Source organism: Streptomyces sp. NPDC002787 (genome assembly GCF_053592095.1).
This window is the reverse complement of record NZ_JBSFVC010000027.1, coordinates 108310-128559: the sequence shown is the minus strand read 5'-3', so window position 1 is coordinate 128559 and position 20250 is coordinate 108310. Positions and strand designations below refer to the sequence as shown.

Below are 20250 nucleotides of genomic sequence, written 5' to 3'. Positions count from 1 at the left end.
CCGTGGCTGCCCGTAACACGGCCCGCAAGCGTGCCTTCCAGATCCTCTTCGAAGGCGACCAGCGCGGGGTCGACGTCCTCACCGTCCTCGCGGACTGGATCCGGCACGCCCACAGCGACACGCGACAGCCCCCGGTCAGCGAGTACACCATGCAGCTGGTCGAGGGGTACTCGGAGCACGCCAAGCGGATCGACGAGTTGATCGCGCAGTACTCGGTGGGGTGGACGCTCGACCGGATGCCGGTCGTGGACCGCAACATCCTGCGGCTCGGGGCGTACGAGCTGATCTGGGTCGACGCGACTCCGGACGCGGTCGTGCTGGACGAGATGGTGCAGCTGGCGAAGGAGTTCTCCACGGACGACTCGCCGTCGTTCGTGAACGGTCTGCTCGGCCGGCTGAAGGACCTGAAGCCTTCGCTTCGCCGGGAAGCCGAGTAAGAAGCGGGGGAACGCAGCGCCGCTGGGGGTGCTGTGCGGAGTCGGCTGCGGGTGGTCCGTGGCTGGCCGCGCAGTTCCCCGCGTCCCTTCGGGGCGCTGCCGCCGCTCCTCTGTGACAGCGCGCCGCACGACAAGCCGAAAAACCGCCGGGGTGGCCCGAACCGAATGGTTCGGGCCACCCCGGCGGCACGTTTCTGCTGAGCCCGGGGGCCCGGTCAGCTCTCCTCGTGGGAGACCGCGCGGCGCGCGTCCGCGTCGAGGACGCCCCAGCTGATCAGCTGCTCGGTGAGAACCGAGGGGGACTGGTCGTAGATGACGGCGAGTGTGCGCAGGTCGTCCTGGCGGATCGAGAGCACCTTGCCGTTGTAGTCACCGCGCTGAGACTGGATCGTCGCCGCGTAACGCTGCAGCGGACCCGCCTTCTCGGCCGGCACATGGGCCAGGCGCTCCAGATCGAGGACAAGCTTCGGCGGGGGCTCGGCGGCGCCACCAGGGGTCGTACCAGGAAGCAGCTCCTGCACAGGGACCCCGTAGAAGTCCGCCAGCTCCGCGAGGCGCTGCACGGTGACGGCGCGGTCGCCGCGCTCGTACGAACCGACCACGACCGCCTTCCAGCGTCCCTGGGACTTCTCCTCGACACCGTGGAGGGAAAGGCCCTGCTGGGTGCGGATGGCCCGGAGCTTGGCCCCGAGCTGTTTGGCGTATTCGCTGGACATATAGCTCCCCGGACGAAGGCTGGTGACTCACTGTGAGGTTACGCAGCGTGACTCTCCCCCGTCAAGCCGAATGGTCCGGACCGACTCTTCCGTGGTAACCGTGATCGGTTGCGCCAAGGGGGTGATCAGGGGTGTTGTCGGGGCCTGCTAACGTTGACGGCGCAATTCCGACGTCCTTTAAGGTCCGTCCCGTGAGGCGGAGAAGGAGGTCCGTTTCGTATGGACACGCAAGACAATCCGCAACAGGTTCAGTCGTCCGACGCGAGGCCGGTGCTCGAAGGCCCGGACATCGCGCGCGTACTGACCCGTATCGCCCACGAGATCGTCGAACGCGCCAAGGGCGCCGACGACGTGGTACTCCTCGGCATTCCCACCCGGGGCGTCTTCCTCGCCCAGCGCCTCGCCGCCAAGCTGGCGGAGATCACCGACCGCAAGATCCCGGTCGGCTCGCTGGACATCACCATGTACCGCGACGACCTGCGCATGCACCCGCCGCGTGCGCTGGCCCGCACCGAGATCCCCGGTGACGGCATCGACGGCCGCCTGGTCGTCCTTGTCGACGACGTGCTCTTCTCCGGCCGCACGATCCGCGCGGCCCTCGACGCGCTGAACGACATCGGCCGCCCGCGCGCCGTCCAGCTCGCGGTCCTCGTCGACCGCGGCCACCGCGAACTGCCCATCCGCGCCGACTACGTCGGCAAGAACCTCCCCACGTCGCTGCGGGAGACGGTCAAGGTCCAGCTCGCCGAGGAGGACGGTCGGGACACCGTGCTGCTCGGCGCGAAGCGGACCGCACAGCAGTAGCACCCGCGCGTACGGCCCCGCGCCGTACGTCGCCCCGTGGTGCCCCTGACTGCCCGGAATCTCCCGAACTGCCTTACGGAGCCTGACAGATGCAGCGTCATCTCATCTCGGCCGCCGACCTCACCCGCGACGACGCCGTCCTGATCCTCGACACCGCCGAGGAGATGGCCCGGGTCGCGGACCGGCCGATCAAGAAACTGCCGACCCTGCGCGGCCGCACGATCGTCAACCTCTTCTTCGAGGACTCCACCCGCACCAGGATCTCCTTCGAGGCCGCCGAGAAGCGCCTCTCCGCGGACGTCATCAACTTCTCCGCCAAGGGCTCGTCGGTGTCGAAGGGCGAGTCCCTCAAGGACACGGCCCAGACCCTGGAAGCCATGGGCGTCGACGCCGTCGTCATCCGGCACGGTGCCTCGGGGGCCCCGTACCGCCTGGCGACCTCCGGCTGGATCGACGCCGCCGTGATCAACGCCGGCGACGGCACCCACCAGCACCCCACCCAGGCCCTCCTCGACGCCTTCACCATGCGCCGCCGCCTCGTCGGCCGGGACGCCGGGCTCGGGCAGGACCTGTCCGGCAGGCGCATCACGATCGTCGGCGACGTCCTGCACAGCCGTGTCGCCCGCTCCAACGTCGACCTGCTGCACACCCTCGGCGCCGAGGTCACCCTCGTCGCCCCGCCCACCCTGGTCCCGGTCGGCGTCGAGACCTGGCCCTGTGAGGTCTCCTACGGCCTCGACAGCACGCTCGCCAAGTCCGACGCGGTGATGATGCTGCGCGTGCAGCGTGAGCGGATGAACGCCGCGTTCTTCCCGACCGAGCGCGAGTACTCCCGCCGCTACGGCCTCGACGGCGACCGCATGGCGCGGATGCCCGAGCACGCCATCGTGATGCACCCCGGCCCGATGGTCCGGGGCATGGAGATCACGGCCGAGGTCGCCGACTCCGACCGCTGCACCGTCGTCGAGCAGGTCGCCAACGGCGTCTCCATCCGGATGGCCGTGCTGTACCTGCTGCTCGGCGGCAACGAGCCCGCCGTCGCCCACACGTCGCCCGCCACCACCCTTTCAACGAGGCGCTTCGCGCCCACCTCCGAATCCCGCACCACCGAGGAGAAGTAAGTCCATGAGCAAGATCCTGATCCGTGGTGCGAAGGTGCTGGGCGGCGAGCCGCAGGATGTGCTGATCGACGGCGAGATCATCGCCGAGGTCGGCACCGGTCTCTCCGACGAGGACGCCGTGGTCGTCGAGGCCGAGGGCAAGGTGCTCCTGCCTGGCCTCGTCGACCTGCACACCCATCTGCGCGAGCCCGGCCGCGAGGACTCCGAGACCGTGCTGACCGGCACGCGCGCGGCGGCCTCCGGCGGCTACACGGCCGTCTTCGCCATGGCCAACACCTTCCCCGTCGCCGACACCGCCGGTGTGGTCGAGCAGGTCTACCGGCTCGGCCGGGAGCACGGCTACTGCGACGTCCAGCCCATCGGCGCCGTCACCGTCGGCCTGGAGGGCAAGAAGCTCGCCGAGCTGGGCGCGATGCGCGAGTCGGCCGCCGGGGTCACCGTCTTCTCGGACGACGGCAAGTGCGTGGACGACGCGGTGATCATGCGCCGGGCGCTGGAGTACGTGAAGGCCTTCGGCGGAGTCGTCGCCCAGCACGCCCAGGAGCCGCGCCTCACCGAGGGCGCCCAGATGAACGAGGGCGTCGTCTCCGCCGAACTCGGGCTGGGGGGCTGGCCGGCGGTGGCCGAGGAGTCGATCATCGCCCGCGATGTCCTGCTCGCCGAGCACGTGGGCTCCCGCGTCCACATCTGCCACCTCTCGACCGCCGGCTCGGTGGAGATCGTCCGCTGGGCCAAGTCGCGCGGCATCGACGTCACCGCCGAGGTCACCCCGCACCACCTGCTCCTCACCGACGAGCTCGTGCGGACGTACAACCCGGTCTACAAGGTCAACCCGCCGCTGCGCACCGAGCGCGACGTGCTGGCCCTGCGTGAGGCGCTCGCCGACGGCACGATCGACATCGTCGCCACCGACCACGCCCCGCACCCGCACGAGGACAAGGACTGCGAGTGGGGGGCGGCCGCCATGGGCATGGTCGGCCTGGAGACCGCGCTGTCGGTGGTCCAGGAGACGATGGTCACCACCGGTCTGCTCGACTGGGCGGGCGTCGCGGACCGCATGTCCGTCAAGCCCGCCAAGATCGGGCAGGCGGCCGGTCACGGACGTCCCGTCTCGGCAGGTGAGCCCGCCAACCTCACGCTCGTCGACACGGCATACCGTGGGTCCGTGGACCCCGCGGGCTTCGCCTCGCGCAGCCGCAACACCCCGTACGAGGGCCGCGAGCTGCCGGGCCGTGTCACGCACACGTGGCTGCGGGGCAAGGCCACGCTCGTCGACGGGAAGCTCACGTGACACCTGTAATTCTGCTGGCCGCCGAGAAGGAATCGGCCGAGGTCACCGACTGGGCCGGGCGCATCGGCTGGGTCGTCGGACTCGCCCTCTTCGTCGCGCTCGTCTACTGGCTGATGCGCGAGGGCTGGAAGTGGCGCGGCACGCTCCAGAGCGATCTGCCGGAACTGCCCACCTCGCCGGACGAGCCCGGCGAGGCCAGACTGAGCATGAGCGGCCGCTACCACGGCTCCACCACCGCCGGGCAGTGGCTCGACCGCATCGTGGCGCACGGCCTGGGCACCCGCAGCCGGGTCGAGCTGACGCTGACGGACGCGGGCCTGGACGTCGTACGCCCCGGAGCGACGAACTTCTTCGTCCCGGTCGAGGCCCTGCGTGAGGCCCGGCTCGACAAGGGCATCGCCGGCAAGGTCCTCACCGAGGGCGGGCTGCTGGTCGTCACCTGGGAGCACGGCGGCAAGCTGCTCGACTCCGGGTTCCGCTCCGACCGCGCGGCCGAGCACAACGAGTGGGTCAAGACCCTGAACCAGATGATCAACAAGACGGAAACGGAAGGCGCACGATGACGACCTCCACTCAGGGGAACGCCTCGAAGAGGAAAGGGGCGCTTCCCGCCGTACTCGTCCTGGAGGACGGCCGGATCTTCCGCGGCCGCGCCTACGGGGCCGTGGGGGTGACCTTCGGCGAGGCCGTGTTCTCCACCGGGATGACCGGCTACCAGGAGACCCTCACCGACCCGTCGTACCACCGCCAGGTCGTCGTCATGACCGCCCCGCACGTCGGCAACACCGGCGTCAACGACGAGGACCCCGAGTCCAAGAAGATCTGGGTCTCCGGATACGTCGTCCGCGACCCCGCGCGCGTGCCCTCCAACTGGCGCTCCCGCCGCTCCCTGGACGAGGAGCTGGACCGACAGGGTGTCGTCGGCATCAGCGGCATCGACACCCGGGCCCTCACCCGCCATTTGCGTGAGCGCGGCGCCATGCGCGTCGGCATCTTCTCCGGCAACGCGCTGCCCGACGAGGGCACCATGCTCACCGAGGTCCGCCAGGCCCCCGAGATGAAGGGCGCGAACCTCTCCGCGGAGGTCGCCACCAAGGAGGCCTACGTCGTCCCCGCGATCGGCACGAAGAAGTTCACCGTCGCCGCCGTAGACCTCGGCATCAAGGGCATGACCCCGCACCGCATGGCCGAGCGCGGCATCGAGGTGCACGTGCTCCCGGCCACGGCGACGGTCGAGGACATCTACGCCGTGAACCCCGACGGCGTGTTCTTCTCCAACGGCCCGGGCGACCCGGCCACCGCCGACCACCCCGTCGCCCTCATGCAAGCGGTCCTGGAGCGCGGCACCCCGCTCTTCGGCATCTGTTTCGGCAACCAGATCCTGGGCCGCGCCCTCGGCTTCGGCACCTACAAGCTGAAGTACGGCCACCGGGGCATCAACCAGCCGGTGCAGGACCGTACGACCGGCAAGGTCGAGGTCACCGCGCACAACCACGGCTTCGCCGTCGACGCCCCGCTCGACAAGGTCTCCGAGACCCCTTACGGCCGCGCCGAGGTCTCCCACGTGTGCCTCAACGACAACGTGGTGGAGGGCCTCCAGCTCCTCGACCGGCCGGCCTTCAGCGTCCAGTACCACCCCGAAGCGGCAGCGGGCCCGCACGACGCCGCCTACCTGTTCGACCGCTTCACCTCTTTGATGAACACCGTCCTGATGGAGGGCCAGCGTGCCTAAGCGCACCGATATCCAGTCCGTCCTGGTCATCGGCTCCGGCCCGATCGTCATCGGCCAGGCCGCCGAGTTCGACTACTCCGGCACCCAGGCGTGCCGGGTCCTCAAGGCCGAGGGCCTGCGCGTCATCCTCGTGAACTCCAACCCGGCGACGATCATGACCGACCCGGAGATCGCCGACGCCACGTACGTCGAGCCGATCACCCCGGAGTTCGTCGAGAAGATCATCGCCAAGGAGCGCCCGGACACTCTCCTGCCGACCCTCGGCGGTCAGACGGCCCTCAACACGGCCATCTCGCTGCACGAGGCCGGGACGCTGGAGAAGTACGGCGTCGAGCTGATCGGCGCCAACGTCGAGGCCATCAACAAGGGCGAGGACCGCGACCTCTTCAAGGACGTCGTCGAGGCCGTCCGCGCCAAGATCGGGCACGGCGAGTCCGCCCGCTCGGTCATCTGCCACTCCATGGACGACGTGCTCAGCGGCGTCGAGACCCTCGGCGGCTACCCGGTCGTCGTCCGCCCCTCCTTCACCATGGGCGGCGCCGGCTCCGGCTTCGCCCACGACGAGGACGAGCTGCGCCGCATCGCCGGCCAGGGCCTGACCCTGTCTCCCACTACCGAGGTGCTCCTGGAGGAGTCCATCCTCGGCTGGAAGGAGTACGAGCTGGAGCTGATGCGCGACAAGCACGACAACGTCGTGGTCGTCTGCTCCATCGAGAACTTCGACCCCATGGGCGTCCACACCGGCGACTCGATCACCGTCGCCCCCGCGATGACCCTGACCGACCGCGAGTACCAGATCCTCCGCGACATCGGCATCGCCGTCATCCGCGAGGTCGGCGTCGACACCGGCGGCTGCAACATCCAGTTCGCCGTGAACCCCGTCGACGGCCGGGTCATCGTCATCGAGATGAACCCGCGCGTCTCGCGGTCCTCGGCGCTCGCCTCCAAGGCGACCGGCTTCCCCATCGCCAAGATCGCCGCCAAGCTGGCCGTCGGCTACACGCTCGACGAGATCCCGAACGACATCACCGAGCAGACCCCCGCCTCCTTCGAGCCGACGCTCGACTACGTCGTCGTGAAGGCCCCGCGCTTCGCCTTCGAGAAGTTCCCGTCGGCCGACTCCACGCTGACCACCACCATGAAGTCGGTCGGCGAGGCCATGGCCATCGGCCGCAACTTCACCGAGGCGCTGCAGAAGGCGCTGCGGTCGCTGGAGAAGAAGGGCAGCCAGTTCACGTTCGTCGGCGAGCCCGGCGAGAAGGAAGAGCTGCTGCGGGAGGCCGTACGGCCCACTGACGGCCGCATCAACTCCGTCATGCAGGCCATCCGCGCGGGCGCCACGCCCGAGGAGGTCTTCGAGTCCACCAAGATCGACCCGTGGTTCGTCGACCAGCTCTTCCTGATCAAGGAGATCGCGGACGAGCTGGCCGCCGCCGCGAAGCTCGACCCCGAGCTGCTCGCCGAGGCCAAGCGGCACGGCTTCTCCGACCAGCAGATCGGCGAGATCCGCGGGCTGCGCGAGGACGTCGTGCGCGAGGTCCGGCACGCGCTGGGCGTACGCCCGGTGTACAAGACGGTCGACACCTGCGCCGCCGAGTTCGCCGCGAAGACGCCGTACTTCTACTCGTCCTACGACGAGGAGACCGAGGTCGCCCCGCGCGAGAAGCCCGCCGTGATCATCCTCGGCTCCGGCCCGAACCGCATCGGCCAGGGCATCGAGTTCGACTACTCCTGCGTCCACGCCTCCTTCGCGCTCAGCGACGCGGGCTACGAGACCGTGATGGTCAACTGCAACCCGGAGACCGTCTCCACGGACTACGACACCTCCGACCGCCTGTACTTCGAGCCGCTGACGCTGGAAGACGTGCTGGAGATCGTCCACGCCGAGTCGCTGGCCGGCCCGATCGCGGGCGTCGTCGTGCAGCTCGGCGGCCAGACCCCGCTGGGCCTGTCGCAGGCGCTCAAGGACAACGGCGTACTGGTCGTGGGCACCTCCCCGGAGGCCATCCACGCCGCCGAGGACCGCGGCGCCTTCGGCCAGGTCCTCGCCGAGGCCGGCCTCCCCGCGCCGAAGCACGGCACGGCGACCACCTTCGCCGGCGCCAAGGCCATCGCCGACGAGATCGGCTACCCGGTCCTCGTCCGCCCGTCCTACGTGCTCGGCGGACGCGGCATGGAGATCGTGTACGACGAGACCCGACTGGAGTCGTACATCGCCGAGTCGACCGAGATCAGCCCCTCCCGGCCGGTGCTCGTCGACCGCTTCCTCGACGACGCCATCGAGATCGACGTCGACGCCCTGTACGACGGCCACGAGCTCTACCTCGGCGGCGTGATGGAGCACATCGAGGAGGCCGGCATCCACTCCGGCGACTCGGCGTGCGCCCTGCCCCCGATCACCCTCGGCGGCTTCGACATCAAGCGCCTGCGCGCCTCCACCGAGGCCATCGCCAAGGGCGTCGGCGTGCGCGGCCTGATCAACATCCAGTTCGCGATGGCCGGGGACATCCTCTACGTCCTCGAAGCCAACCCGCGTGCCTCCCGCACCGTCCCCTTCACCTCGAAGGCGACGGCGGTGCCGCTGGCCAAGGCCGCCGCCCGGATCTCGCTCGGCGCGACCATCGCCGAGCTGCGGGCGGAGGGGCTGCTTCCGGCCAACGGCGACGGCGGTGAGCTGCCGCTCGACGCGCCGATCTCCGTCAAGGAGGCCGTCATGCCGTGGTCGCGCTTCCGCGACATCTACGGCCGCGGAGTCGACACGGTCCTCGGCCCGGAGATGCGCTCCACCGGCGAGGTCATGGGTATCGACTCCGTCTTCGGTACCGCGTACGCCAAGTCGCAGGCCGGCGCGTACGGGCCGCTGCCCACCAAGGGTCGCGCCTTCATCTCCGTCGCCAACCGCGACAAGCGCTCGATGATCTTCCCCGCGCGTGAGCTGGTCGCCCACGGCTTCGAGCTGCTCGCCACGTCCGGCACGGCCGAGGTGCTCAAGCGCAACGGCATCAACGCCACGGTCGTCCGCAAGCAGTCCGAGGGCACCGGCCCGAACGGCGAGAAGACCATCGTCCAGCTCATCCACGACGGCGAGGTCGACCTCATCGTCAACACCCCGTACGGCACCGGAGGCCGCCTCGACGGCTACGACATCCGTACGGCCGCCGTGGCGCGCTCGGTGCCGTGTCTGACGACCGTCCAGGCGCTCGCCGCGGCCGTCCAGGGCATCGACGCGCTCAACCACGGTGACGTGGGTGTGCGCTCACTCCAGGAACACGCCGAACATCTGACCGCGGCCCGCGACTAGCAGCCCGAGGGGGACACCGGAAACGGTGTCCCCCTCCGCATGAGGACACTCACATGTACAAGCTCTTCTTCCGTCTGGTCTTCCAGCGGATGGACCCCGAGCAAGCCCACTACCTGGCCTTCCGTTGGATCAGGCTCGCCGTCCGAGTCCCCGTGCTGCGTACGTTCGTCGCCGCCGCCCTCGCCCCCCGCTACAAGGAGCTGCGCACCGAGGCGTTCGGGCTGCGCATGCACGGGCCCTTCGGGCTGGCCGCCGGCTTCGACAAGAACGCCGTCGCCATCGACGGGATGTCGATGCTCGGCTTCGACCACGTCGAGATCGGCACGGTGACGGGGGAGGCCCAGCCCGGCAACCCCAAGAAGCGGCTGTTCCGCCTCGTCGCCGACCGCGCCCTGATCAACCGCATGGGCTTCAACAACGAGGGCTCGCTCGCCGTCGCGGCCCGCCTGGCCTCCCGTACGCCCGTGTTCAGGACCGTCGTGGGCGTCAACATCGGCAAGACCAAGGTCGTCGCGGAGGACGAGGCGGCCGGGGACTACGTGAAGTCCACCGAGCGCCTCGCGCCGTACGCCGACTACCTGGTCGTCAACGTCTCCTCACCCAACACCCCCGGCCTGCGCAACCTCCAGGCCACCGAGGCCCTGCGACCCCTGCTGACCGCCGTCCGCGAGGCCGCCGACCGTACGGTGCGCACGCGCCGGGTGCCGCTGCTGGTGAAGATCGCGCCGGACCTCGCCGACGAGGACATCGACGCCGTCGCCGACCTCGCCGTGGAACTCGGCCTGGACGGGATCATCGCCACCAACACCACGATCGCGCGCGAGGGGCTCGGTTTGAAATCCGAACCCTCCCTGGTCAAGGAGACGGGCGGCCTCTCCGGCGCCCCCGTCAAAGCCCGCTCCCTCGCCGTCCTGCGCCGCCTCTACGCGCGCGTGGGCGACCGGATCACCCTCGTGGGCGTCGGCGGCATCGAGGACGCCGAGGACGCCTGGCAGCGCATCCTCGCCGGCGCCACGCTCGTCCAGGGCTACAGCGCCTTCGTCTACGAGGGCCCCTTCTGGGCCCGCGCCATCCACAAGGGCCTCGCCGCGCGCCTGCGGACGAGCCCGTACGCCACCCTTGCCGACGCGGTCGGCGCCGACGTGAGGAAGACGGTATGACCGAGCCCTTCGGCGCGCGGCTGCGCCGTGCCATGGACGAGCGCGGCCCGCTGTGTGTCGGCATCGACCCGCACGCCTCCCTGCTCACCGACTGGGGCCTGAACGACGACCTCGCGGGTCTGGAGCGCTTCAGCCGCACGGTCGTGGAGGCGCTGGCGGACCGGGTGGCCGTGTTCAAGCCGCAGAGCGCGTTCTTCGAGCGCTTCGGGTCGCGCGGCATCGCCGTACTGGAGACGTCGGTACAGGAAGCCCGGGCGGCCGGCGCGCTGGTCGTCATGGACGCCAAGCGCGGCGACATCGGCTCCACCATGGCCGCCTATGCCGAGACCTTCCTGCACAAGGACGCGCCCCTGTTCTCGGACGCGCTGACCGTCTCCCCGTACCTGGGCTACGGCTCCCTGAAGCCCGCCGTGGAGCTGGCGCGCGAGAGCGGGGCCGGACTGTTCGTGCTGGCGCTCACCTCCAACCCGGAGGGCGGCGAGGTGCAGCACGCCGTGCGCGGTGACGGCCGGAACGTCGGCGCGACCATGCTGGCGCACCTGGCGGCCGAGAACGCGGGGGAGGAGCCCCTCGGGTCCTTCGGCGCCGTCGTCGGCGCCACGCTGGGTGACCTCTCGTCGTACGACCTGGACATCAACGGACCTCTCCTCGCGCCCGGCATCGGTGCCCAGGGAGCCACGCCGGCCGATCTTCCGGCGGTCTTCGGGGACGCTGTGCGCAACGTGGTTCCGAACGTCAGCCGAGGTGTTCTTCGTCACGGTCCCGACGTTGTCGCGCTGCGTGACGCCTCGGATCGTTTCGCGGACGAGATCCGCACCGCGACGGCGACCACCTGAGACCTCCGATGAGTCCTGAGGGGCGGTTCCCGGACGGCTTGAGTCTGAATACATTCTCAAATCCGGGGCATTATGCGGCTTATGTCCGACTCCATGGAGGCTGACCAGGACTTTTCCGCTGTTCTCGCTGACTCTGGCGGAGTTGGCCGCTAGTCTCCGAGCAGGGTCAACGGGCAAGCGTGTTGCTCGTGGCACCCCAGGTGTGGGGCGACTAGGTTCCTCACCGGTCCGTATCCGACAGTTCGACATCCGAGGTGACGTAGGCGTGGCTCTTCCGCCCCTTACCCCTGAACAGCGCGCAGCCGCGCTCGAAAAGGCCGCCGCGGCTCGCCGGGAGCGGGCCGAGGTCAAGAATCGACTCAAGCACTCCGGCGCCTCCCTGCACGAGGTCATCAAGCAGGGCCAGGAGAACGACGTCATCGGCAAGATGAAGGTCTCCGCCCTGCTCGAGTCCCTGCCGGGCGTGGGCAAGGTCCGCGCCAAGCAGATCATGGAGCGACTCGGCATCTCCGAGAGCCGTCGGGTGCGCGGCCTCGGTTCCAACCAGATCGCTTCCCTGGAGCGTGAGTTCGGCAGCACCGGTTCCTGATCCCGCCCGCTGACGGGAAGGGAGTCCCGGGCACTCCGGGATTGCTGGAATAATCGCTGCATGGCTGCAACATTCCGGGGGACGACCCCCGAGCCCCCGGACGTACGTCCGCGGCTGACCGTGCTCTCCGGCCCCTCAGGGGTCGGCAAGAGCACGGTCGTCGCCCATATGCGCAAGGCGCATCCCGAGGTCTGGCTCTCGGTGTCGGCGACGACCCGCAAGCCGCGCCCTGGTGAGCAGCACGGAGTCCACTACTTCTTCGTCACCGACGAGGAGATGGACAAGCTGATCGCCAACGGTGAGCTGCTGGAGTGGGCCGAGTTCGCCGGCAACCGCTACGGCACTCCCCGGGCCGCCGTTCTCGAACGCCTGGAGCGGGGCGAGCCGGTCCTGCTGGAGATCGACCTCCAGGGGGCCCGGCAGGTCCGCGAGACCATGCCCGAAGCCCAGCTGGTGTTCCTGGCTCCTCCCTCCTGGGAGGAGCTGGTGCGCCGGCTCACCGGGCGGGGCACCGAACCGCCCGAGGTGATCGAGCGCCGCCTGGAGGCGGCCAAGATCGAGCTGGCGGCCGAGCCCGAGTTCGACGTGACCCTGGTCAACACCTCCGTCGAGGACGTGGCCCGCGAGCTGCTAGCCTTGATGGATGTTGTGTGATCACGGGTTCTGTCCGCTTTCTGTGATCACGACCGATCTTTTCCCATCCATCGGAAGGTAGAGCGTGTCCTCTTCCATCTCCGCGCCCGAGGGCATCATCAACCCGCCGATCGACGAGCTCCTCGAGGCCACCGACTCGAAGTACAGCCTCGTGATCTACGCGGCCAAGCGTGCCCGCCAGATCAACGCGTACTACTCGCAGCTCGGCGAGGGCCTCCTCGAGTACGTCGGTCCCCTCGTCGACACCCACGTCCACGAGAAGCCGCTCTCGATCGCCCTGCGCGAGATCAACGCGGGTCTGCTGACGTCCGAGGCCGTCGAGGGCCCCGCGTAAGTCGTATTGGCAGATCGCAGTAGATTTTTCCACAGGCCCGGCAGTGCGACTGTCGGGCCTGTGGTGTGTCATTGAGGCGTACACAGAGGCGTACACATCCGAGTGCGGGGAGGCCCGGTGGGCAAGCCGAAGGTCGTTCTGGGGGTCAGCGGTGGCATCGCCGCCTACAAGGCGTGCGAGCTGCTGCGCCGGCTGACCGAGTCCGGGCATGACGTACGGGTCGTACCGACCGCCTCCGCGCTGCACTTCGTCGGCGCCGCCACCTGGTCCGCGCTCTCCGGCCACCCCGTCTCCACCGAGGTCTGGGACGGCGTCCACGAGGTGCCGCACGTCCGCATCGGCCAGGAGGCCGACCTGGTGGTCGTGGCCCCGGCCACCGCCGACATGCTGGCCAAGGCCGCCCACGGCCTGGCCGACGACCTCCTCACGAACACCCTCCTCACCGCCCGCTGCCCGGTCGTCTTCGCCCCCGCCATGCACACCGAGATGTGGGAACACCCGGCCACCCAGGAGAACGTGGCCACGCTGCGCCGCCGAGGTGCCCTCGTCATCGACCCCGCCGTGGGCCGGCTGACGGGCGTGGACACCGGCAAGGGGCGGCTGCCCGACCCCGCCGAGATCTTCGAGGTGTGCCGCCGGGTCCTGGCCCGCGGTGTCACCGAGCCGGACCTCGTCGGCCGGCACGTCGTCGTGACCGCCGGCGGCACCCGTGAGCCCCTCGACCCGGTCCGCTTCCTCGGCAACCGCTCCTCCGGCAAGCAGGGCTACGCTCTCGCCCGCACGGCCGCCGCGCGGGGCGCCCGGGTGACGCTGATCGAGGCCAACACCGGGCTGCCGGACCCCGCCGGCGTGGACGTCGTCCGGGTGGGCACGGCGGTCCAGCTGCGCGAGGCGGTGCTCAAGGCGGCGCCGGACGCGGATGTGGTGGTGATGGCGGCGGCGGTGGCCGACTTCCGCCCCGAGACGTACGCCAGCGGCAAGATCAAGAAGAAGGACGGTCAGGAACCCGAGCCCGTCGTCCTGGTGCGTAATCCGGACATCCTCGCGGAGATATCCGCGGACCGCCCCCGCCCCGGTCAGCTGGTGGTCGGATTCGCCGCCGAGACCGACGACGTCCTCGCCAACGGCCGCGCCAAACTGGCACGCAAGGGGTGCGACCTGCTGGTGGTGAACGAGGTGGGGGAGCGCAAGACCTTCGGCTCCGAGGAGAACGAGGCCGTTGTGCTCGGAGCCGACGGGAGCGAGACTCCGGTGCCGTACGGCCCGAAGGAAGCCTTGGCCGAAACCGTGTGGGATCTGGTGGCGAGCCGCCTGGACTGACTACTCCATTCGCGCCACGGGCCCCTCGAACCTCGCACATTGAGGCGTGGCGACCCTGGCGGACACCGACGGCCATTGGGCAGAATGCACGTGCCGCAGGTCACAGAGCTCCCGAGAGGCGAGACAGGTGGGCCGGTGGCCGAGCCCGACCGATAAACTGTTCTCGGACGACGCCGGGCGCAGCCCCCAGCCCGTCCGCCCATGATCAGCCAGCAGCCGCTGCAACCCCAGGGAGCGTTGTGTCCCGTCGTCTGTTCACCTCGGAGTCCGTGACCGAGGGTCACCCCGACAAGATCGCTGATCAGATCAGCGATGCCATTCTCGATGCGCTCCTGCGTGAGGACCCCACGTCCCGTGTCGCAGTGGAGACGCTCATCACGACCGGCCTGGTGCACGTGGCCGGAGAGGTCACGACCAAGGCGTACGCGCCGATCGCCCAGCTGGTGCGCGACACGATCCTGGACATCGGCTACGACTCGTCGAAGAAGGGCTTCGACGGCGCCTCCTGCGGTGTGTCGGTGTCGATCGGCGCGCAGTCCCCTGACATCGCGCAGGGTGTGGACACGGCCTACGAGTCCCGGGTCGAGGGTGACGAGGACGAGCTGGACCGCCAGGGTGCGGGCGACCAGGGCCTGATGTTCGGTTACGCGACGGACGAGACGCCGACGCTGATGCCGCTGCCGATCTTCCTGGCGCACCGTCTGTCGAAGCGCCTGTCCGACGTCCGCAAGAACGGCACCATCCCCTACCTGCGTCCCGACGGAAAGACCCAGGTCACCATCGAGTACGACGGTGACAAGGCGGTCCGCCTGGACACGGTCGTCGTCTCCTCCCAGCACGCGAGCGACATCGACCTGGAGTCCCTCCTCGCCCCCGACATCCGCGAGTTCGTCGTGGAGCCGGAGCTGAAGGCCCTCCTGGACGACGGCATCAAGCTGGACACCGAGGGCTACCGCCTCCTGGTCAACCCGACCGGACGCTTCGAGATCGGCGGCCCCATGGGCGACGCCGGCCTCACCGGCCGCAAGATCATCATCGACACCTACGGCGGTATGGCCCGCCACGGCGGCGGCGCCTTCTCGGGCAAGGACCCGTCCAAGGTCGACCGCTCCGCCGCGTACGCGATGCGCTGGGTCGCCAAGAACGTCGTCGCGGCGGGCCTCGCGTCCCGCTGCGAGGTCCAGGTCGCCTACGCCATCGGCAAGGCTGAGCCCGTCGGTCTCTTCGTCGAGACCTTCGGCACGGCCAAGGTCGACACCGACCGGATCGAGAAGGCCATCGAAGAGGTCTTCGACCTCCGCCCGGCCGCGATCATCCGCGACCTCGACCTCCTCCGCCCCATCTACGGTCAGACGGCCGCGTACGGCCACTTCGGCCGCGAGCTTCCCGAGTTCACCTGGGAGCGCACGGACCGCGTGGACGCCCTGCGTCAGGCTGCTGGGCTGTAAGGCCTGCGGCTCTTCGCTTCTTCGGCGAGGCCCGGTGTCCCTTGTGGACGCCGGGCCTCGGCGCGTTCGAGGGACGCCCGCGGGGAGCTCGGGCGGCGCCGGGTGTCAGTGGGGTTTGGTAAGAATGCAGGCGTGAGCAGCGAGGACGGGAAGAGGGGCGGCGGCGCGGCGGGGGACGCGGGGCCGGAGCAGCTCGCGCTTGTTCGGGAGGCCGTGCGGAAGGCCAAGGTGCCGCGGGCGAAGCCGCGGACCTGGCGGGGGGCGCCGCTGGCGAAGGAGTTGCCGGTCGCCCGCGTGCTGGTCGACAAGGGTGTGCTGCATCTCGACCGGTACTTCGACTATGCCGTGCCGGAGGAACTGGACGCGGTCGCACAGCCCGGGGTGCGGGTGCGGGTGCGGTTCGGGGCCGGAGGACGGAACGTCAGAGAGGGGCGGCGGGAAGGGGGCTCGCTGATCGACGGGTTTCTCGTCGAGCGGGTCGCCGAATCGGACTACGCGGGGCCGCTGGCCGCGCTCGCGCAGGTCGTCTCGCCGGAGCCCGTGCTGGGGCCCGAGCTGCTGGGGCTGGCGCGGGCTGTCGCCGACCGGTATGCGGGGAGCCTCGCGGACGTGCTGCAGCTGGCCGTGCCGCCGCGGCACGCTCGGGCGGAGGCCGTGAAGATGGGCGGGCCACCGGCTCCGCCTGCCGCGCCGGACCCCGGGCCCTGGCAGCGGTACGGGCGCGGGGAGGGGTTCCTGCGGGCCTTGGCCGACGGTGGCGCCCCTCGGGCCGTGTGGACCGCGTTGCCGGGGCCGGAGTGGGCCGAGGAGATCGCGCGGGCCGTGCGGGCGACGCTGGCCTCGGGGCGGGGGGCGCTTGTCGTCGTACCGGCCGGGCGGCCGGCCGCCCGGGTCGACGAGGCGCTCACGGCATTGCTCGGGGAGGGGCGGCATGCGCTGCTGACGGCCGAAGCGGGGCAGGAGCGGCGGTACCGGGAGTGGCTGGCGGTGCGGCGAGGGGCCGTGCGGGCTGTCGTCGGCACCCGGGCGGCCATGTTCGCACCCGTGCGGGATCTCGGGCTCGTGGTGATCTGGGACGACGGCGACGCCAGTCACAGTGATGACAACGCTCCGTTCCCGCATGTGCGGGAGGTGCTGGAACTGCGTGCCTCGCGCGACAAGTGCGGCTTCCTGCTGGGGAGTTGGAGTTGCACGGTCGAGGCCGCCCAGCTCGTCGAGAGCGGGTGGGCCGCGCCGATCGTCGCCGCGCGGGAGCGGGTACGGGCCGCCGCGCCGCTGGTGCGGACCGTCGGGGACGGGGAACTGGCCCGGGACGAGGCGGCCCGGGCGGCACGGCTGCCCAGCCTGGCCTGGCAGGTCGCCAGGGACGGGCTGAGGGACGGGCCCGTGCTCGTGCAGGTGCCTCGGCGGGGGTATGTGCCCCGGATGGCCTGCGCGCGGTGCCGGGAGCCCGCGCGGTGCCGGCACTGTGCGGGGCCGTTGGAAGCGCGGGACGGCGCCGGGGCACTGGTGTGCGGGTGGTGCGGGCGTGAGGAAGCCGGCTGGCACTGTCCCGAGTGCGGGGGGTACCGGCTGCGGGCACAGGTCGTGGGGGCGCGGCGGACCGCCGAGGAACTGGGGCGGGCCTTTCCCGCCGTGCCTGTGCGGACCTCCGGGCGGGAGCAGGTGCTGGACACCGTGCCCGGGACGCCCGCACTGGTCGTGAGTACGCCGGGGGCGGAGCCCGTCGCCGAGGGCGGGTACGCGGCCGCCCTGCTGCTCGACGGGTGGGCCATGCTCGGACGGCCCGATCTGCGGGCGGGGGAGGACGCGTTGCGCCGTTGGATCGGTGCCGCCGCGCTCGTGCGCAGCCAGGGGGCCGGCGGGACGGTGGTCGTCGTCGCCGAGCCGACGCTGCGGCCCGTGCAGGCGCTCGTGCGGTGGGATCCGGTCGGGCACGCGGTGCGGGAACTCGCCGAGCGGCGCGAGCTGGGGTTTCCGCCGGTTTCGCGGATGGCCGCCGTGTCGGGTCCGGCCCAGGCCGTGGTCGACTTTCTGGGTGCGGTCGAACTGCCGCCTGACGCCGAGGTGTTGGGGCCGGTGCCCATGGCTGCGCCTGCCGCTGGGGCTGGGGTCACTGCGGATGCGGGGAGGGCGCGGCGGGTGGGGGTGCCGGCGGCGGGGGAGCAGTGGGAGCGGGCGTTGATCCGCGTACCGCCGGGGAGCGGGGCGGCGTTGGCCGGTGCGTTGAAGAGCGCGCAGGCGGCGCGGATGGCGCGTGGGGGGAGTGAAGGGGCGGCGCGGGTGTGGATTCGGGTGGATCCGTTGGACATCGGGTGAGGGACTGCGGGCTTGCGGGCTGCGGGGCACGGCTGTGGGGTGCCTGGCGTGCGTGTGGGTACGGCCGTGGGGACTGGGGACTGGGGGCCGGGGCGGCTGAGGCTGCTGGGCGTCTCTGGCATGCGACTGCCTCCCGGTTGAGGGCCGGGAGGCAGTCAGCGGGTCTCGGTCAGCCGTTGCGTGGGCCGGGGAAGACCGTGGGTCTCACCTCGTCGCGAAGTGTGGGGCTGCCCGCTGTGGGCTGGGCCGGCATGTGCGCGGGCATCTGCGCGGGCATCTGCGTCGGCACCGAGCGGGCCGCGGGGACGGTGGGCACCGCGGGCAGGCCGGGGCCGACGTTGACGGTGCGGGTGCCCTGGGGCTCTCCCGTGCGTTCCGCTTCCGCCGCGGCCTGGGCGGCGGCGCGGCGGGCGCCGTAACGGCGGTGTACGGCCTGTTTGGTGACTCCGAGGGCCGAGCCCACCGCGTCCCACGAGAAACCGAGTGAGCGGTCGAAGTCCACGGCGGCCGTGACCAGGGTCTCGACACTGTCCCGCAGCTCCTGGGCGAGGCGGACGGTCGGGGCGGGGGCGCGTCCGTAGACGACGAAGCCCGTGGAGGGGCCGGAGCGGCGCGGGCGGTAGACGTTGCCCAACTGGGCGGTGAGGGTCCGCAGTGCGTCCACCTGCCGGCGGACCCGCTCGATGTCCCGCACCAGCAAGTGCAGGCTGGCCCGAGCCTGGGCGTCGTGGGTTGCGTGGTCGGCCATGAACAAGCCTCTCGAACCGGCGTTGAAGAAAGGGATGTGCCGCGATTGCGGCCCGTAGTGTCAACTCTTTCTTGACCAACGCGAATTCGCTCCGCTGGTCACGGTGTGGGGGCGTGGCGGCATATGCGCGGGGCGCGCGCGTGGGGGTGCGCCCCCGCTGCCGCTGGGCTTTGACAGGGGTCTCGCACCCGCGCACCGCCCGTGCGAGCCGGCTGACAGGTACGGGTCTCCCTTGGGGGTGCTTCGCCGTTGGCGGCTGTGACCTCGTCAGGCCTGCGGCGGCCGCGGGTTGTCGTACCGGCGTGCGGCCGCCGTGCGTTGTCGTCCGGGCCTGCGGCCGTTGTGGTGGTGCAGTCCCGGCCTCGGTGGGTGCGAGGAACATAGACTGGGGTGTTGTCCCGTGTCGGGTGCGTGGGGCGTTGGAGTTCTGTTCGAGAGGCCGTCAGTTATTCATGAAGCTTGTCTTCGCTGGTACCCCAGAGGTCGCTGTCCCCGCGCTGGACGCGTTGCTGACGTCGGGGAGGCACGAGGTGGCCGCTGTCGTCACGCGGCCGGACGCGCCTGCGGGGAGGGGACGGCGGCTGGTCGCGAGCCCGGTGGCGCAGCGGGCGGAGGAGGCGGGCATCGAGGTGCTGAAGCCGAACCGCCCCCGGGACGAGGAGTTCCTCGCACGGCTCCGGGAGATCGCTCCCGACTGCTGCCCCGTCGTCGCGTACGGGGCCCTGCTGCCCCGGGTCGCCCTCGATGTGCCCGCCCATGGCTGGGTCAATCTGCACTTCTCCCTGCTGCCCGCGTGGCGGGGTGCCGCGCCCGTGCAGCACTCGATCATGGCGGGGGACGAGATCACCGGGGCGTCCACGTTCCTGATCGAGGAGGGGCTCGACTCCGGGCCCGTGTACGGGACGGTCACCGAGGAGATCCGGGCGACGGACACCAGTGGTGACCTGCTGACCCGGCTCGCCTTCGCGGGGGCCGGGCTGCTGGCCGCCACGATGGACGGGATCGAGGACGGTTCGCTGAAGGCCGTGCCGCAGCCCGCAGAGGGGATCACCCTCGCGCCGAAGATCACGGTGGAGGACGCCCGGATCGACTGGGCCACGCCCGCGTTGCGCGTGGACCGGGTCGTGCGGGGGTGTACGCCCGCGCCGGGGGCCTGGACCATGTTCCGTGGTGAGCGGCTGAAGCTCATCCACGTCGTGCCGGTGCCCGAGCGGACCGATCTCGCCCCGGCCGCGCTCGACGTCGGCAAGAACAACGTGTACGTCGGGACCGGGTCGTACGCCGTCGAACTGCTCTGGGTGCAGGCGCAGGGCAAGAAGCCGATGCGGGCCGCCGACTGGGCGCGTGGGGTGCGCATCTCCTCCGGCGAGTCCCTCGGCGCCTGAAACAGTTGGCGTAGGCACCGGTGACGGCCTTGGACCTCGTTCAGGCTGCCCCCGG

General features: G+C 70.7%; 18 protein-coding genes. 16 read left to right on the top strand and 2 right to left on the bottom strand.

Features of this window, described 5'->3' with window-relative positions; genetic code table 11:
• Positions 1 to 2 precede the first annotated feature (2 nt).
• A complete protein-coding gene (gene nusB / locus ACWD26_RS32830; protein ID WP_451275595.1) occupies positions 3 to 437 on the top strand; it encodes a transcription antitermination factor NusB in 435 nt (144 codons plus the stop codon).
• A 215-nt stretch (positions 438 to 652) separates the two neighbouring features.
• On the opposite strand, the gene bldD is transcribed toward nusB, so the two are convergent.
• A complete protein-coding gene (bldD, locus tag ACWD26_RS32825; protein WP_003956405.1) occupies positions 653 to 1153 on the bottom strand; it encodes a transcriptional regulator BldD in 501 nt (166 codons plus the stop codon).
• A 219-nt stretch (positions 1154 to 1372) separates the two neighbouring features.
• On the opposite strand from bldD, the gene pyrR reads away from it, so the two are divergent.
• The 14 genes from pyrR (at position 1373) to ACWD26_RS32755 (ending at position 18062) form a co-directional block, all read left to right on the top strand.
• Complete coding sequence (gene pyrR, locus ACWD26_RS32820; protein ID WP_451275594.1) at positions 1373 to 1957, top strand: bifunctional pyr operon transcriptional regulator/uracil phosphoribosyltransferase PyrR; 585 nt, start codon at positions 1373 to 1375, stop codon at positions 1955 to 1957.
• Positions 1958 to 2046: 89 nt separating this feature from the next.
• Positions 2047 to 3078, top strand: a complete 1032-nt coding sequence (locus ACWD26_RS32815) for an aspartate carbamoyltransferase catalytic subunit (RefSeq protein WP_451275593.1) — start codon at positions 2047 to 2049, stop codon at positions 3076 to 3078.
• Positions 3079 to 3082: 4 nt separating this feature from the next.
• The gene (locus ACWD26_RS32810; protein WP_451275592.1) at positions 3083 to 4369 is read left to right on the top strand and encodes a dihydroorotase; all 1287 of its coding nucleotides are present in this window, start codon (positions 3083 to 3085) and stop codon (positions 4367 to 4369) included.
• Entirely contained in the window at positions 4366 to 4932 is a 567-nt protein-coding gene (locus ACWD26_RS32805; RefSeq protein ID WP_451275591.1) for a PH-like domain-containing protein, read from the top strand. Before ACWD26_RS32810 ends, ACWD26_RS32805 begins: the two co-directional genes overlap by 4 nt.
• Positions 4929 to 6101, top strand: coding sequence for a glutamine-hydrolyzing carbamoyl-phosphate synthase small subunit (carA, locus tag ACWD26_RS32800; protein ID WP_451275590.1), 1173 nt, complete (start codon positions 4929 to 4931; stop codon positions 6099 to 6101). Before ACWD26_RS32805 ends, carA begins: the two co-directional genes overlap by 4 nt.
• A complete protein-coding gene (gene carB / locus ACWD26_RS32795) occupies positions 6094 to 9402 on the top strand; it encodes a carbamoyl-phosphate synthase large subunit (protein WP_451275589.1) in 3309 nt (1102 codons plus the stop codon). Before carA ends, carB begins: the two co-directional genes overlap by 8 nt.
• 53 nt (positions 9403 to 9455) lie before the next feature.
• Positions 9456 to 10562, top strand: coding sequence for a quinone-dependent dihydroorotate dehydrogenase (locus ACWD26_RS32790; RefSeq protein ID WP_451275588.1), 1107 nt, complete (start codon positions 9456 to 9458; stop codon positions 10560 to 10562).
• Positions 10559 to 11398, top strand: a complete 840-nt coding sequence (gene pyrF, locus ACWD26_RS32785) for an orotidine-5'-phosphate decarboxylase (RefSeq protein ID WP_451275587.1) — start codon at positions 10559 to 10561, stop codon at positions 11396 to 11398. The genes ACWD26_RS32790 and pyrF overlap by 4 nt, the downstream gene beginning before the upstream one ends.
• Before the next feature lie 265 nt (positions 11399 to 11663).
• Positions 11664 to 11987 (top strand): integration host factor, encoded by a 324-nt coding sequence (locus tag ACWD26_RS32780; RefSeq protein WP_003977346.1) that lies wholly within the window; start codon positions 11664 to 11666, stop codon positions 11985 to 11987.
• A gap of 60 nt (positions 11988 to 12047) precedes the next feature.
• Positions 12048 to 12641 carry a guanylate kinase gene (gmk, locus tag ACWD26_RS32775; RefSeq protein WP_257547625.1) on the top strand — a complete coding sequence of 198 codons (594 nt, stop codon included), beginning with the start codon at positions 12048 to 12050 and terminating at the stop codon, positions 12639 to 12641.
• Between the two features lie 64 nt (positions 12642 to 12705).
• Positions 12706 to 12975 carry a DNA-directed RNA polymerase subunit omega gene (gene rpoZ, locus ACWD26_RS32770; RefSeq protein ID WP_005485492.1) on the top strand — a complete coding sequence of 90 codons (270 nt, stop codon included), beginning with the start codon at positions 12706 to 12708 and terminating at the stop codon, positions 12973 to 12975.
• A gap of 117 nt (positions 12976 to 13092) precedes the next feature.
• Positions 13093 to 14295, top strand: coding sequence for a bifunctional phosphopantothenoylcysteine decarboxylase/phosphopantothenate--cysteine ligase CoaBC (gene coaBC, locus ACWD26_RS32765; protein ID WP_451275586.1), 1203 nt, complete (start codon positions 13093 to 13095; stop codon positions 14293 to 14295).
• A gap of 239 nt (positions 14296 to 14534) precedes the next feature.
• Complete coding sequence (metK, locus tag ACWD26_RS32760; RefSeq protein WP_451275585.1) at positions 14535 to 15743, top strand: methionine adenosyltransferase; 1209 nt, start codon at positions 14535 to 14537, stop codon at positions 15741 to 15743.
• A gap of 132 nt (positions 15744 to 15875) precedes the next feature.
• Entirely contained in the window at positions 15876 to 18062 is a 2187-nt protein-coding gene (locus ACWD26_RS32755) for a primosomal protein N' (RefSeq protein ID WP_451275584.1), read from the top strand.
• 169 nt (positions 18063 to 18231) lie between these two features.
• Here the strand turns inward: ACWD26_RS32755 and ACWD26_RS32750 are convergent, their stop codons facing one another.
• The gene (locus ACWD26_RS32750; protein WP_451275583.1) at positions 18232 to 18810 is read right to left on the bottom strand and encodes a hypothetical protein; all 579 of its coding nucleotides are present in this window, start codon (positions 18808 to 18810) and stop codon (positions 18232 to 18234) included.
• Positions 18811 to 19262: 452 nt separating this feature from the next.
• Here ACWD26_RS32750 and fmt point away from each other — a divergent pair, with 452 nt between their 5' ends.
• Complete coding sequence (gene fmt / locus ACWD26_RS32745; protein ID WP_451275582.1) at positions 19263 to 20195, top strand: methionyl-tRNA formyltransferase; 933 nt, start codon at positions 19263 to 19265, stop codon at positions 20193 to 20195.
• Positions 20196 to 20250 lie beyond the last annotated feature (55 nt).